The sequence below is a fragment of the Emticicia sp. genome (assembly GCF_043780375.1).
GTDB lineage: Bacteria > Bacteroidota > Bacteroidia > Cytophagales > Spirosomataceae > Emticicia.
Genome location: NZ_JAYWCU010000226.1, coordinates 1 through 16,133, shown reverse-complemented (window position 1 = coordinate 16,133; position 16,133 = coordinate 1). Strand labels below are relative to the sequence as shown.

Here is a 16,133-nt window from a genome sequence, read left to right as displayed (position 1 = left end):
TTAATCACTTTTAAAAGTAAGGCGATGAAAGGGCGTAAAACCATGCTCTTTTATCGCTTTTTTATGGAATTGCGTTGGATAACCAGCGTTTTGCTGCCATTTATAGTGTGGAAAATCTTCAGCCAATTTTTCCATCAAATCATCTCGATAGGTTTTGGCAAGAATAGATGCTGCCGCAATAGATAAAAACTTTGCATCACCTTTTATAATACATGTATGCGAAATTAGAGGATATGGTGTAAAACGATTGCCGTCAATGAGCAAATGCTCTGGTCGAAATACGAGTTTATCAATAGCTCGGTGCATTGCCAAAAAACTTGCTTTTAGAATATTTATTTTATCAATTTCTTCGTGTGATGCCTCCGCAACGGCATACGCCAATGCATCTCGTTTAATTTCTATTCTTAAAATATTTCTCTGAATTTTACTCAATTGTTTAGAATCATTAAGTAAATGATGGGTATAGTCTTTCGGCAAAATGACTGCCGCCGCTACCACGGGTCCAGCCAAACAACCACGACCTGCTTCGTCAAGACCAGCTTCTAAGGCATCAATATTGTAGTGTGAACGGAGCATGGAACAATGTGTGATTTTTTATTATACAACGAGTTTATGCGAAATAAAAACTATGAATGAATGTAGTCAACCTTTTTCATTATCTTAATCAAATGATAAAAACGAAAGGTTAATAAAATAGCTGAAATGGTGAGCCCTGCCAAAAGACCAATCCAAATCCCAATTGCATCTAATTTCAAGGTAAATCCAAGAAAATAGCCCAATGGTAAAGCTACACCCCAATAAGCAAACATTGTTATCCAAGTTGGAATATTTATATCCGAAATTCCACGCAAAACGCCCAGCGAAACAACTTGAATACCATCTGACAGTTGAAAAACGGCAGCAATCAACATGAGTTTTACGGCAATTTTTATTACTTCAACGTCAGAAATGTATAATTCCACAATAAAACGATTTAAAATAAAAATAATCAACATCATAGCAGTCATAAATGCAATGACCAACAGAAAAGCAACATTTGCTGAGATTCTGATTTTGTGCGTGCTTTTTAAGCCTCGCCCCTCTCCGACTCGTATTCCACCTGCAACACCCAAACCCGCCGCCATCATGTAAGTAGTTGCCGCCACATTAATTGCTATTTGGTGAGCTGCCAATTGGTTTTCTCCAAACCACCCCATCATTATTACAGCTAATGAAAATGCTGCAATTTCAAAGAAAAACTGGAGTCCACTTGGTACTCCAATTTTAAATATCATTATAACCAAATCAGAGGTTTTCAAAGAGTTATATTTACTTTGAAGATACCTTTTAAATGCTGAATTTTTGAAAAGATAAACCAACATAGCAAACAACATTAGAATTCGAGTAATAAGTGTTGATGTTGCCGAGCCATTTAAACCTAATTTTGGAAAACCTGCGTAGCCATTTATCAATAAAACATTAAATATTAAGTTTATGACCAAACCAATTACTGTTATCATCATGGCAACATAAGTGCGAGAAAGTCCGTCGGAAAGTTGTTTGGCAGCAACAAAAACAAACATAAAGACATTCGAGATAATAATAATTGCCATGAAAGTTGGTGCTTGATGATTGATTTCGGGCGATTGTTGAAAAATATCAAAGAAATAAATGCAAATAAAACCTATTAAACCTAAAATTAGTCCAAACAACAACGACACCTTAATTCCTGACCGAAAAAGGCGGTTAATTTCAGAAATATTTCGCTCAGCTTTTGCCTTAGAAATCAACGGGGCAACCACTGAAAGCCCACCTATACCAATAGAAGCAATCAGAAAAGCAATAGAATTGGCAATACCCGCAGCACCAAGACCTATTTTGCCAATATAACGCCCCACCATAATATTATCAGTAACTCCCATCAAAATAACACCTAATTGTGCCACCACAATCGGGTAAGCAAGCGAAAAGGTTTTCTTGATCTCGTCTTCGTAAACTTTTGAAAAAATAGGCATTTGTAAGATTATCGAATAATTGTATAAATTGTACGCTTGCGACAAAGGTCTAAAAATTTAGTCATAAATCGTTATATGATGTTTAACTTTGCAGTTCATTTATTCCTTTTTCAATGAAAAAAACGTATTTACTAATCATTATCTCGAGTATTTTATTAAATGCATGTAATTCTAATTTAATAGAAACCACACCAACAAACCTCGACGGACATTGGTTAAACAAAGAATATTTAGATGCTTTGCAAAACAATCATTCTCCAAAACAAGTTGCCGACAACCTACCTTTTTATGCCACAGAATTAGTTTTCGACAAAAAAAATGGAGATTCTCTATTTGTATTTAATGGTCAAGTTGAGTTTTCAAATTTACCAATTAAACGCACTGGCGATACTCTTCGCTTGAAGCTCAACCAGGATGCCGAAACCGAAATTGTTTATTCCTCAATTGATAAAACACTCTTTTTTATCGATAAAACTTTAAATAGAGTTTTTCGATTCGTTCGTGCAGATAGTAATTTGATTGATAAAAGTTATACCCCCAAAGTTGCATTTCCTGCTGCGGTAAATAAGGCTACTTTTGAAGGTAATTGGGAGATATTTGAACACCTTTCTACGCAAAAAAGCACTGTTTTTAGTAAATTTGGAAAAATAAAAGGCTGGGAAAAATACCAGAATTATACTGTTTGTGTCAATGGCGATTGTGCCGATAATGAAGATGGCGATGTGGTTTTCTTTGGAAACAAAGAGAAATCCGACCAATATGGCTTTCGCTCAAAAAATGATACAATTACTGTTTTTGAATTAAAGCAAATAAATGACCATGATGAAAAACCAATTTTTCATCATGGACTACCAATAATGCTTTTGGTACGAAAAAACACATCAAAGCCATAATGGCGGGTGAAGACAAAAAAAGTCTTTTTCTTATAAGAAAAAGACTTTTTTGTAAATATCGCTTGATTTTTCACCCCCCATTTAGGGCAGTCGGCTGGAGTTTACACCTTACTCAACTTAACAGTATTGGTTCTATTGTTATTCTGTAATGGTAAACTTAAAGTATTGATAAACAAATCTCCTTTGGTTAATTCGCCTTTTTCTACTAAAAAGTCTTTAACTGTATCAACAACTTCCTCAACATTTTTGCCTTTTATTTGATCAATAACAAATACCTGCACGCCCGAATATAGACTTAATTGAGTGGCTAATTGCTTATTTCCCGTAAAAATAAATAAACCCGCCTTTGGTCGGTGATGAGACAATCTGACGGCAGTATAGCCCGAAGTTGTAAAACCGATAATTGCTTTTACTTTCAGGTCACGAGCCAAACGACAAGCTGTCATCACAACATTATCATTTTCTTTCTCTTTCGATTGATAACTATCTTCAGTTACACGAGTATGATGGCGGAAGTACAGTTTTTTCTCATCGGCCAATTCTTCAACTTTTACAATCGTATTAACCATTGTTTCAACTGCCAAAATCGGATATTTTCCCGAAGCACTTTCTGCACTCAACATTACGGCATCAGCACCATCAAGTACTGCATTGGCAACATCACCAACTTCCGCACGAGTCGGACGAGGGCTATCAATCATACTTTCAAGCATTTGGGTTGCTACAATAACAGGTTTTCCTGCTAAATTAGACATTTCTACCAAACGCTTCTGAATCATCGGTACATCTTCTGAAGGAAGCTCTACGCCCAAATCGCCACGAGCAACCATAATTGCATCACTGGCGTTTACAATGGCCTCCATATTTGTAATTGCCTCTGGCTTTTCTACTTTGGCTATTACTTTGGCAAACTTACCTTGGTCTTTAATATATTGTTGAATAGCCTGAATTTCTTCGGCAGTACGCACAAACGATAATGCTACCCAATCTACGTCATTTGCCAAGCCAAATTTCAAATCTTCCCAGTCTTTATCTGTTACAGACGGTTGAGAAATATTGGTATTTGGTAAATTTACACCTTTCTTTTGCTTCAAAAGTCCACCATAAACCACTTCTGTGATTACATCAGTACCATCTTTACCTATTACTTTTACCTCCAATTTTCCATCATCCATCAAAATTCGTTCGCCTACTTGCACATCATTATACATTCCTTTGTACGGTGTGCTTACTCTGTCGGCATTTCCGATTATATCATCACTGGCAAATCTTAAAATATTCCCCGCAAAAATTTCAACGCCATCATTACCTGTTTCCATCAAACCTATTCTGATTTTTGGACCTTGTAAATCTTGCAAAATGGCACATTGATAACCATGCTCTTCGTTGATTTTACGAATTCGGTTAATTCTAATTTGGTGGTCTTCGTGTGTACCGTGCGAAAAATTTAATCTGAAAACATTTACACCAGCTTTTGCCAATGCCAATATCATTTCTTCGCTTTCGGATGCAGGCCCGAGTGTTGCTACAATTTTTGTTTTTCTTTGCATAACTAAAATAAAATTTTTCTTCGGCTTAGGAATCACACAAAAATACTAACTTTTTATGAGAATTGCAGAATAAAGTATTTTGATAATTTAAAAAACAATCATTAAACTATACTATTTTTAGATCTAAAGAACTGATAGATAATGCTTTAAGACAAGAAAATCGCTCGTTTTTCCTAAATCTCAATAATACTACAATAAATATGATACCAAAAAAAATATTAAGAAGTTTTTGCCTAAAAAAAATATTCTACTAAATTTGTACTCTTGATAAAAAACAAAACCATTGAAACATTCGTCAATCGCAATTTCACTACTCCTGCAACTCAGCCCTTTGGTGTGAGAAATGGAGACTTTGTATATACAAAAGCCCTTTCTTGCAGCGTAAGAAAGGGCTTTTTGGTGAAAACGATATAAATACTCACTTAATTAATATAAATCTCATTCAAAATGAGTCAGAAAATTTATGTTTTCGATACCACCTTACGAGATGGCGAGCAAGTTCCAGGTTGTCAATTAACGACCGATGAGAAAGTAATGATTGCCAGAGAACTCGAAAAACTCGGTGTTGATGTTATTGAGGCTGGATTTCCAATTTCGAGTCCCGGCGATTTTCGTTCGGTTGTAGAAGTTTCAAAAGCTGTTACTGAAACAACCGTTTGTGCCTTATCCCGTGCCGTAAAAGGTGATATTGAATGTGCCGGTGAAGCCCTCAAATTTGCCAAACGCCCACGTATTCACACAGGCATTGGGGCTTCTGATATTCACATCAAATATAAATTTAATAGTAACCGAGAAGCAATTATTGAGCAAGCGATTGATGCTGTAAAGCACGCCCGAAAATTTGTTGATGATGTGGAGTTTTATGCTGAAGATTCTGGTCGTGCAGATTTAGAGTTTCTTGCAAGATTGACCGAACAAGTCATAAAAGCTGGAGCAACGGTTGTAAATTTACCTGATACCACTGGGTACGTGTTGCCAAATGAAATGTTTGACCGAATTTCTTACTTAATGAATAACGTACCGAATATTGATAAAGCAATCATTTCGATGCACAATCATAATGACTTAGGAATGGCAACTGCCAATACTATTGCAGGAATTCAGGCGGGGGCAAGGCAGGTGGAAGTTACAATCAATGGCATTGGCGAGCGTGCAGGAAATACTTCGTTGGAAGAAGTTGCCATGATTTTGAAAGTTCATAAATCGCTTGGCTACCATACTGATATTGACAGTACGATGTTGTTTCCGATGAGTAATTTGGTTTCTCAAACCATGCGTATGCAAGTACAAGCAAACAAAGCGATTGTAGGACGAAATGCTTTTGCTCACTCGTCAGGCATTCATCAAGATGGTTTCTTGAAACACACCGATACTTACGAAATCATGAGTCCGCAGGAAGTGGGAGTGCCAAAATCTTCGATTGTTCTAACTGCAAGAAGTGGTCGCCATGCGTTAAGACATCGCCTCGAAATGCTTGGCTTTAAACTCGAAAAACCTATTTTAGATGATACATACAAGCGTTTCTTAACATTAGCCGACGAAATCAAAGAAGTAAATGACAAAGATTTGATGAAGTTGATGCGGGCGTAAAAAATCAAGAATTTAAAAGTTATGAATTAATAATTATGGCAATTATTGTGCTTTAAGTCTTAGTTCATAATTTTTTTCATTAAAAGGCTTTTAGGTTTCTGCAAAAAACTTGCCTCCATAAACACCTCACTTTTCCTACAATAATAACCGCTTATCAAATCTTCTATTTACCTTTCAGTAATATTCCCGCAATTTGTTGTTATTAAACTGTCATAAAAGGTTAAATTTGTATTCTTAAAAAGACAAATGCCTGAGTATCAGCCACTAAAAACTTGCCAAATTGTCAGTTTTTTGCTTTTGGAAAGGTATTTGATAAAAGAAAGATTCATAAAAACAGAGAATTAACGAACAAAACACATAAAATGCTTAATTTTTTAACAAAAGGAATTACACAGATTTTCGGGTCGAAATCTGACAAAGATAACAAGGAACTACAACCTTATGTAAAGCTCACCAATGATGAGTTTGTTAAACTTGCCGACCTTTCACACGATGAGTTGCGGGCAAAAACAATTGAATTACAAGATTATATAGCTCAAAGACTTTCGCATATCGACACTCAAATTGATAGTTTGAAAGCAGACATTGACGAAAATCCTGATATGCAGGTTGATGAAAAAGAAGTGGCTTTCAAACAAATTGATGCTCTCAAATTAGACCGAAATAAAGAGTTGGAGGTTGTTTTATTAGAAATTCTCCCAAAAGCATTTGCCGTTATCAAAGAAACAGCTCGTCGTTTTTCTGAAAACCCTTCTATAACAGTTACCGCAACACACCTCGACCGAGAGTTGGCAATGAGAAAATCTCACATCACGATTGAAGGCGATAAAGCAATTTGGCAAAATCAATGGATGGCGGCAGGGAACTTGATGGCGTGGAACATGGTGCATTACGATGTTCAAATTATTGGTGGAGCTGCCTTGCACAAAGGTAAAATTTCTGAAATGGCAACTGGTGAAGGTAAAACTTTGGTTGCAACTTTCCCTGCTTTCTTAAATGCTCTTGCAGGAAAAGGTGTGCATATTGTAACTGTCAATGATTATTTGGCTCGCCGTGACTCTGAGTGGATGGGGCCAATTTTTGAATTTAACGGCATAACTTGCGAGTGCATTGATAAATATCCTGCTAATACCTCGGCTCGCCGTGAAGCGTATCGTGCTGGTATTTGTTATGGTACAAACAACGAATTTGGTTTTGATTACCTCCGTGACAACATGGTAAACGACCCCGAAGAGTTAGTGCAACGTGAACACCATTACGCCATGGTAGATGAGGTTGATTCGGTGTTGGTTGATGATGCCCGTACGCCATTGATTATCAGTGGGCCAATGGCTCGCACAGGTGACGAAGAATTGTTTTTATCATTGAAACCTCGTATTCAACGCATTGTTGATGTGCAGAAAACCCTCACAAATGGTTATCTGAATGAAGCAAAAAAATTGATTGCCGCAGGAAATAAAAAAGATGGTGGTTTGGCTTTGTTTCGTGCGTTTAGAGGTTTGCCAAAAAACAAACCATTGATTAAATTCCTTTCGGAGTTTGGAATGAAGGCGGTTTTGCAAGAAACAGAGGCTATTTATTTGTCAGAAAATCAAAAATTAATGCCCGAAGCTGATGCTCCGCTTTATTTCACGATTGACGAAAAAAATAACTCTATCGAACTTACTGACAAAGGAATTGATTTCTTGACAGGTGAAAGTGAAGACCATAGCTTCTTTGTAATGCCTGACTTGGGGGTTGATTTAGCAACAATTGCCAAATCAACAGACTTGAATGAGCAAGAAAAAATTGTAAAAAAAGACGAATTAATTCGTGATTATTCTACAAAAGCCGAGCGAATTCATGCAGTAAACCAATTGTTGAAAGCCTTCACTTTGTTTGAAAAAGACGTAGAATACGTAGTAATGGAAAATAAAGTAATGATTGTGGACGAGCAAACGGGTCGTATCATGGACGGTCGCCGTTGGTCAGATGGTTTGCACCAAGCGGTTGAAGCGAAAGAAAACGTAAAAGTAGAAGATTCAACTCAAACCTATGCTACTATTACGCTCCAAAATTATTTCAGAATGTACCACAAATTGGCTGGAATGACAGGTACTGCCGAAACGGAAGCAGGCGAGTTTTGGAAAATCTATAAATTAGACGTTGTTTCGATTCCGACCAATAGAAACATTGTCAGAAATGACCAAGAAGATAAAGTTTACAAAACAGTTCGTGAAAAATACAATGCTGTTGTCGATGAAATTACAGAATTGGTGAGCATTGGTCGCCCAGTATTGGTGGGTACAACTTCTGTAGAAAATTCAGAAATTTTGAGTAGAATGCTCACGCTTCGTAAAGTTCAACACCAAGTTTTGAACGCCAAGCAACACGCACGTGAAGCAGATATTGTTGCCGAAGCAGGAAAATCAGGCACGGTAACAATCGCAACCAACATGGCTGGTCGTGGAACTGATATTAAATTAACTACGGAAAGTAAAACCGCAGGTGGTTTAGCAATTATTGGTACAGAACGCCACGATTCTCGCCGAGTTGACCGCCAGTTACGTGGTCGTGCTGGTCGTCAGGGAGATCCCGGAACGTCACAATTCTTTGTTTCGCTCGAAGATCAATTGATGCGTTTGTTTGGTTCTGACCGTATTGCTTCTGTAATGGACAAAATGGGCATGGAAGAAGGAGAAGTTATTCAACATTCGATGATTACGAACTCTATCGAAAGAGCTCAAAAGAAAGTTGAAGAAAATAACTTTGGTACTCGTAAACGCTTAATTGAATACGATGATGTAATGAATATCCAACGTGATACGATTTATAAACGTCGTAAAAATGCTCTTTTCGGCGACCGCTTATCGCTCGATATTGCCAATATCATGTATGATACTTGTAGCGATATTATAATGAACGCCGAAGGAAATTATGACGAATTTGAATTGCGTTGCCTACAAAAATTAGCGATGCAACCAGAAATTGCTCGTGGTGAATTCTCAAAAGGCAATCCAAAATTGATAGATAGACTTTATCAGCAAGCTGAAAGAGCATATAAAACAAAAAATGACGAGATTCGTAAGAACATGGTGCCTGTTTTGCAGAATGTCCTGAAAGATCGCCGTGCTTTAGTTGATGAACCGTTTATTGCAATTATTGGAGACGGCAATCAAAATATTGGCTTGTATTGTAATCTAAAAGGTGCGGTTGATAGCGATGGGCGTGATTTGATAAAAGAAATTGAAAAGCATATTTCGTTGAGTGTGATTGACCAAGAATGGAAAGAACACCTCCGTGATATGGACGACTTGAAACAATCGGTACAGAATGCCTCTTACGAACAAAAAGACCCCTTGTTGATTTATAAATTTGAAGCAGTTGAGTTATTTAAAAACTTCTTGAACAAAGTAAATGCCGATACCGTAGGTTTCTTGATGAAAGCAGGAGTTGTAGAAATGCGTTTTCAACAATTAGCTCCTATAAAAGCCGAAACGCCAAAGCTTCAAACCAACAAAACAAATGAAGAAGGGGGAAGTAGCGATTCAGTAGCAAGGTTATCACCTTTACGCAATATAAAAATTGCAGACCGAAACCAACGTGTAAGCGTACAATACAAAGATGGAACGGTGAAGCGTGATGTAAAATACAAGCACGTAGAAGATGATGTGATTGCAGGAAAGGCTGTTTTAGTCGAGTAGATAGTTGCTTGACGACAGACCACCGTTGATAGTTTCAAAAAATTAAATAACAAAAAGTCCTCATCAATGGTGAGGACTTTTTTGGTAAATATCATTTCTTCGAATCGCAAAACTTTCTCCAAAGCTCCGTTCCTTTGGCTTGTTCCAAATGTTTTAGTTGAAGCAAATCGATACACATTTTCTGCGTGTCTTTCGTGAGAGCATAGACTGCTGCTCTGGCATAATAAGCATCAATATTTCGTGGGTCGGCTTTGAGGCTTAATGTAAGGTTTTTTATTGCTAATGGATACATCTTCTGTTCTACATTAATATTTGCTCGCATTAAATGATAATTTGATGCAGTTGGGTCAATTGTATCTTTTGGAGCTTCTACTTTATTTTTTGCCGCCATTTTTTCAGACCAACCCATATCAAAACCCATTTTTATTTCTGTGTTTACGGGTTTTCCCTCCAATGTGGCTGGTAACCATTTATCTTTGCTTGTTTTGATGGCTTCTATGAGCTTATTATTATACTTTTCGTCCGTACTACTCAAAATCTCAATACCTTTTATTTCTCCCAATTTTGTTATAATGAAACGTGAATAAAAATCTCCCACTTTGAAAGCTGGAAAATAGAAATTATCGGAAATAAATTGTGCCGCTGATTTTTCATTATCTAAAAAGATTGGTTCGAGATAGTTTCGCTTAGAAATATAAATCGTGTCCTGCCCTTTAGTACGATATTTTTCTGGAAAATAGCCTAAATTATGTATTCGAGCGGGAATCAACGAGATTTTAACCTTTGATGGTTCGGCGATGGGATCTTTGTGTAATTCTTGAACTACTAATTTTACTTCACTTATTTCTAATACTTTTAAAAGAGTTGATTTTCCAATCTGAATAGTATCACCTATGATTTGGTATGAACTTATTCCCGATTTACCATCAATGGTTATTAGAAATTTCCCCTTTTCAGAAAAAACATAACGCAGTTGCATATTTTTCACCTCCTCCAATAAAATAGGACTACCATCTTTTAGGCGAATTTCGTCTTTTACCCATTCTCCTATTAGTTTTTCTTTGAGTGTTTGTGCGAACAATTGAGAAGTAAATAGTAGAAAAAATAGAATCTTACCCATTTTTATAAAAATTTTATGTTGAGCGAAATATAGTGAAAATATGATAAAACAAAAAAACCTTGTCATTACTGACAAGGTTTTTAGCCGTTTTTGGGAGAATGATGGGGTTCGAACCCACGACCCTCGGTACCACAAACCGATGCTCTAACCGGCTGAGCTACAATCTCCATTTCCCATTAGGACTGCAAATGTAGCAGTTTTTCTTTGACTTTCAAAAAAAAATTGCTCAAATTTACCAAATCCACTAAATCAGTAACATGAGCGAACGTAGAACATCTTTTTTTGACACCAAAATCGAATTTTTGAAAGGTGTGGGGCCGTCAAAGGCTGAGATTCTCAACAAAGAATTGAGCATCTTTACTTTTGGTGACTTAATAGAATATTATCCTTTTCGCCACGAAGACCGCACGCAATTTCACCTAATTAGCGAGCTAAACGAAGGATTGACTGCTGCCCAAATTAAAGGTCGGTTACGCTCTTGGGAAAAAATAGGTGAAGGAACAAAGGCCCGACTGGTTGGACAATTTACTGATGGCACAGGCATCATGGAATTAACTTGGTTTCAGGGAATTACATGGATGGAGAAAAACCTTAGGCTACAGGGCGACTACGTGGTTTATGGAAAACCAAGTTCGTTTGGCAATAAATGGCAAATCATGCACCCCGACATGGATATTCTCACGCCCGAAAATGAGCGTGGTGGACATTTTCAGCCCGTATATCCTTTGACCGAAAAACTTCGTAAGAAATACATTGATAGTAAGCAAATTAGCCGTTGGATGCGAACTTTACTTGAGTCGGCAGTTGCGAATATCCACGAAACCCTACCTCCTCCTTTGGTGCAGAAGTTCCGCTTGATTTCTAAGCAAGAAGCCATTTATCATATTCATCTTCCTATTAATCAAGAAGCACTTCGGCAGGCTACCAGAAGGTTAAAATTTGAAGAATTATTCTATAATCAGTTTCGCTTAATTAAACAAAAACTCATCAGGAAGCATGATTATGCAGGACAAGTTTTCGACAAAACACAATTACTGACAGAATTTTACCAAAAACATTTACCGTTTGATTTGACCAATGCCCAGAAGAAAGTGATTCGTGAGATTTTCCACGACATGCGTTCGGGTAAACAAATGAATCGCTTGTTGCAAGGTGATGTGGGGAGTGGAAAAACAATTGTTGCTTTTATCACGATGCTTTTGGCAATAGACAATGATGCCCAAGCTTGTTTGATGGCTCCAACCGAAATTCTTTCTGACCAACATTATACTGGTCTGAAAAAGTTTGGCGATTTGATTGGTATTAAAATTGTTGAATTGACAGGTTCGGTTGGCAAAAAACAACGCCGAATTATTGATGCGGGTTTGCTTGATGGCAGCATCAATATCATTGTTGGTACGCACGCTTTGATTGAAGACCATGTACAGTTTAAGAACTTAGGTTTGTGCGTCATTGACGAGCAACACCGTTTTGGCGTTGCTCAACGAGCAAAATTATGGGAGAAAAACCAAAATTTCAGACCGCATATTTTGGTTATGACAGCCACACCAATTCCCAGAACTTTAGCAATGACGCTTTATGGCGATTTGGACATTTCTGTCATTGATGAACTTCCTGCGGGCAGAAAACCCATCAAAACGCTACACAAGTATGATGCCGACCGCCTGAGAGTTTTTGAGTTTCTACGAAGCGAAATACAAAAAGGACGGCAAGTTTATATTGTTTATCCTTTGATTGAAGAATCGGAAACTTTGTCTTTTAAAAACCTAATGGATGGTTATGAAAGTATTTCAAGGGCGTTTCCAGAATATCCCTTGAGTATTGTACATGGAAAAATGGGTTGGAAAGAAAAAGACTACGAAATGCAGCGTTTCAAAAATAAGGAAACGCAGATTTTAGTTGCCACGACTGTTATTGAAGTAGGCGTTGACGTGCCAAATGCATCGGTGATGTTGATTGAAAGTGCCAATCGTTTTGGTCTTTCGCAATTGCATCAGTTGCGAGGGCGTGTGGGACGTGGAGCGGAACAATCGTATTGTATTTTGATGACCGACCATAAATTAGGTAAAGATACTCGCCTCAGAATAGACACAATGGTAAGAACAAACAACGGTTTCGAGATTTCGGAAGTTGATTTGTCGCTCCGTGGACCAGGCGACATGGCAGGAACACAACAAAGCGGAATGTTAGACCTAAAAGTAGCAGATTTAGCCAAAGATGGCGAGATTTTGAAATACGCACGTGAGGCCGTAATGGAGATTTTAGACAATGACCCAAACTTGGAATCTACTGATAATCAACCAATTAGACTTCATGTAAATGCTTTGCGGAGTAATGAAACTAATTGGAGTAGGATTAGTTAATTTTTGTACTATTTAAAGTTTTATCTGTGATTATTAAGTAAAATGAACCAATTGATATGATTTTTCCATTATTTTAGCAGAACCAAATTAAAATAGTATGGAAACTTTAGGTTACATAGCGGGCATTCTGACAACTTTAGCATTTGTGCCGCAGGTTTTACAAATTTATAAAACCAAGTCAGTCAAAGATGTCTCATTGTCGATGTTCTTGATTTTTACGGCGGGCGTAATTATGTGGTTAGTTTACGGAATCAAAGTTCAGGCTTTTCCTGTGATTGCCGCTAATGCTATCACTTTGATATTGTCGCTGGTGATTTTATTCTTCAAGTTAAAGTACAGAAAAACCTCGCTTTGATTTCTTATTTTTTGCTATTTGAGCGGAGTTGAAGGTTTTTTCTCAATAATTTCATCAATCACGAAGAATGGTCTCTTTTTTACTTCGATATAAATACGGCTGATGTATTCGCCAATAATGCCGAGCATTGTCAGCATTACACCTCCTAAAAAAAACATTCCGACTGCCAATGAAGCCAAACCTGGGGTTTCTTCGGGCGTATGCCCAAAAACTTTGAAGCCAAATAAGCGATGAACTAAAAAGAAAATACCGACAATCAACGAAGGAATGGCAATCGTTATACCTAAATATGTAGAAAGTCTCAATGGAAAGCTCGAAAACCCAAACAAGCCATCAAGAGCCAATTGCACTAATTTTTTGAAAGTAAACTTTACTTCGCCTGCGGCACGTTCGGCACGCTCATAAGTTACACCAATTTGCTTAAATCCTGCATAAGCACGCATTCCACGAATGAACCGAATTTGCTCGGGCATATCATGCACCAATACATTGATAACCTTTCTATCCATCACACAAAAATCGCCCGAATCGAGTGGAATGTCTATGTCCGAAATAGCGGCCATAAGTCTATAAAAACTCGAATAGGCTAATTTCTTGAAGAAACCCTCTTTTCGCTTGGTTCTGACGGCATAAACTACTTCATAACCTTCACGCCATTTTTCCAAAAAACGATACAGTTCTTCGGGCGGGTCTTGCAAATCGCCATCCATGATAATAATTGCATCGCCTTTTGCTTCTTGAATTCCCGCAGAAATGGCTGGTTGATGCCCAAAGTTTCTCGAAAGTTTAACGACTCTTACGTGAGTATCTTTTTCAGCCATTACTCGCATCATCGTCAATGAACTATCGCGAGAACCATCATCTATCAAAACGATTTCATAATCTTCTTTCCATGAAGGAGCTGCATTTGTAAGACGAGTATAAAGATTATGGAGGTTTTCTTCTTCGTTATAAATCGGGATAACAATCGAAATCATTTTTTTGCTAAGTAGTCGATGGTCAATAGTTGATAGTCAATAGATGTGCTTGACTGTAACAATTCTCATTTTGTGAGTAATATTATCTTATTAATTGCAAAGATATGCTTTTTGAAGCAGAAAAAGGAATGAAAAAGAAATTTGAGAGGGGCAAGAAAGCAAAAAAGTCTTGCTCTTTGTAAGAACAAGACTTTTGCTGAATTTATGTGTATGATGTATAAACGCCGTTAGTATATAAAAAGTTTTACGGTTGAAAAACTATTCAACTATTTTTCAAAATAGTTTCAAAATCCAATTTTTGCTGAAAGTGATGCTCCGTAAGGCACAAAATCGGCATTAATGCCCATTGTTTTGCATGCCTCTGCAGCAACTCTGATTGAGTTATTGGTGCTACGTTCATCGGGGTAAATATGAACCATATTTGCCAAATAGAGATTTTCAGTAGATGTTTTACAAGGGGTTACTTTCTCCGAAAAATTCAAATCACAAACCGTAGCGGCTGTATTTGTTTTGAAAACATAAACATTTTTAATCCAATCTTCCGAAAACTCAGGGTTTATTTTCTTCAACGGTGGAATCATCACTGCTTTTATTTCATCTTCGGTCATTGTTGCCAAAGCCTCACTCATGGCAAAATAACGTGAGAGATAAACAATATGCGAGCCATTATACTCTTCTTTGGGAATAAAGTTGGTATGCTCAATCACGCCACCAAATGGATAGCCTTCGTCAGCAACATTCATCCAATAGATATGACTAAATGATTTTTTCAATTCCAAAATCGTACAAACTGCACCGAAATATTCAACACCGTTGGCATCCAATGGGCAATTTTTGATTTTATCGAAATAAAGTGATGGAATTGTTAAAAGAAATTTACCACCATCAATTGTCATGTTTTTAGTGATAATTCCTTCTACTGTGCCATTAGTTATCTTAAATTCTTCGAGTGGCTCATTTTTTATTAGCTCCACTCCCATTTCTTGCAAATGCTTCATTAATACATCCATCAGAGTTTTCCAACTACCACTGATGTAGCCGAGACGCTCGTCGCCCCCTTTACGAGAATTGAGGCGTTGAGCCATCCGACCAATCATCCATGCCAACGGAACTTTGTTGGCATAAGGTCCAAATTTGATGTTGAGCATTGGTTTCCAAAGAGCATCTGTTATATCTTTTCCTGCCCAACGATAAAACCAATCTAAAGTTGGAATTCCTTCATTTTTTGTCCAATTGGCAAATTTTCCAAGAAAAATACTCGTCAAGCCAAAGCGAATTTTTCCAATTATGCCCACAGGTTTAAACTTTAATAAATCAATGGGAGTATTGAAATCATAGATTTTGCCATTTCTGAAAACCCCCATCGTGGTTTTTTTGTAGAAAGCCTTGTCCGAAATTTTTAAATCTTCGAGCAACCAACGGAGTTCGGCATCTTGGGTAAAAAAGTGATGGTAATAATGTTCCAGTTGATTTCCACCAATCTCGAAAGTATTGAGTAGTCCACCAAATTTATCGCTTCCTTCTACGACAGTAACTTTTACGCCTTGCTTGGCTGCAATATATGCCGCAGCAAGCCCTGTCATTCCGCCGCCAATTATTGTTAGTTTT

At 37.3% G+C, this 16,133-nt stretch carries 11 protein-coding genes and 1 tRNA gene; 5 read left to right on the top strand and 7 right to left on the bottom strand.

Annotation, left to right across the window (positions count from 1 at the left end; genetic code table 11):
* Together ACH2CJ_RS17435 and ACH2CJ_RS17430 are read right to left on the bottom strand one after the other, a co-directional pair.
* Entirely contained in the window at nucleotides 1-576 is a 576-nt protein-coding gene (locus tag ACH2CJ_RS17435; protein ID WP_394994551.1) for a ribonuclease HII, read from the bottom strand.
* A 50-nt stretch (nucleotides 577-626) separates the two neighbouring features.
* Entirely contained in the window at nucleotides 627-1,994 is a 1,368-nt protein-coding gene (locus ACH2CJ_RS17430; protein WP_394994548.1) for an MATE family efflux transporter, read from the bottom strand.
* A 113-nt stretch (nucleotides 1,995-2,107) separates the two neighbouring features.
* Between ACH2CJ_RS17430 and ACH2CJ_RS17425 the strand changes: the two genes are divergently transcribed.
* Complete coding sequence (locus ACH2CJ_RS17425) at nucleotides 2,108-2,887, top strand: hypothetical protein (RefSeq protein WP_394994545.1); 780 nt, start codon at nucleotides 2,108-2,110, stop codon at nucleotides 2,885-2,887.
* 101 nt (nucleotides 2,888-2,988) lie between these two features.
* Here ACH2CJ_RS17425 and pyk read toward each other — a convergent pair whose 3' ends face one another.
* On the bottom strand, nucleotides 2,989-4,437 hold the full coding sequence (gene pyk, locus ACH2CJ_RS17420) for a pyruvate kinase (protein WP_394994542.1): 1,449 nt from the start codon (nucleotides 4,435-4,437) through the stop codon (nucleotides 2,989-2,991).
* Between the two features lie 447 nt (nucleotides 4,438-4,884).
* Between pyk and ACH2CJ_RS17415 the strand changes: the two genes are divergently transcribed.
* Nucleotides 4,885-6,027: a 2-isopropylmalate synthase gene (locus ACH2CJ_RS17415; protein ID WP_394994540.1), complete on the top strand. Its 1,143-nt coding sequence runs from the start codon at nucleotides 4,885-4,887 to the stop codon at nucleotides 6,025-6,027.
* Between the two features lie 362 nt (nucleotides 6,028-6,389).
* The gene (secA, locus tag ACH2CJ_RS17410) at nucleotides 6,390-9,710 is read left to right on the top strand and encodes a preprotein translocase subunit SecA (RefSeq protein ID WP_394994537.1); all 3,321 of its coding nucleotides are present in this window, start codon (nucleotides 6,390-6,392) and stop codon (nucleotides 9,708-9,710) included.
* 91 nt (nucleotides 9,711-9,801) lie between these two features.
* On the opposite strand, the gene ACH2CJ_RS17405 is transcribed toward secA, so the two are convergent.
* Both ACH2CJ_RS17405 and ACH2CJ_RS17400 read right to left on the bottom strand, forming a co-directional pair.
* Entirely contained in the window at nucleotides 9,802-10,830 is a 1,029-nt protein-coding gene (locus tag ACH2CJ_RS17405; protein WP_394994535.1) for an energy transducer TonB, read from the bottom strand.
* Nucleotides 10,831-10,922: 92 nt separating this feature from the next.
* A tRNA-His gene (locus tag ACH2CJ_RS17400) sits at nucleotides 10,923-10,998 on the bottom strand.
* Between the two features lie 89 nt (nucleotides 10,999-11,087).
* On the opposite strand from ACH2CJ_RS17400, the gene recG reads away from it, so the two are divergent.
* Both recG and ACH2CJ_RS17390 read left to right on the top strand, forming a co-directional pair.
* Nucleotides 11,088-13,193, top strand: a complete 2,106-nt coding sequence (gene recG / locus ACH2CJ_RS17395; RefSeq protein WP_394994533.1) for an ATP-dependent DNA helicase RecG — start codon at nucleotides 11,088-11,090, stop codon at nucleotides 13,191-13,193.
* A gap of 97 nt (nucleotides 13,194-13,290) precedes the next feature.
* Complete coding sequence (locus ACH2CJ_RS17390) at nucleotides 13,291-13,548, top strand: SemiSWEET transporter (protein WP_394994530.1); 258 nt, start codon at nucleotides 13,291-13,293, stop codon at nucleotides 13,546-13,548.
* A 14-nt stretch (nucleotides 13,549-13,562) separates the two neighbouring features.
* Here the strand turns inward: ACH2CJ_RS17390 and ACH2CJ_RS17385 are convergent, their stop codons facing one another.
* Together ACH2CJ_RS17385 and ACH2CJ_RS17380 are read right to left on the bottom strand one after the other, a co-directional pair.
* A complete protein-coding gene (locus ACH2CJ_RS17385; protein ID WP_394994528.1) occupies nucleotides 13,563-14,525 on the bottom strand; it encodes a glycosyltransferase family 2 protein in 963 nt (320 codons plus the stop codon).
* Between the two features lie 284 nt (nucleotides 14,526-14,809).
* The coding region (locus tag ACH2CJ_RS17380; RefSeq protein WP_394994525.1) for an NAD(P)/FAD-dependent oxidoreductase at nucleotides 14,810-16,133 on the bottom strand (1,324 nt) is incomplete at its 5' end.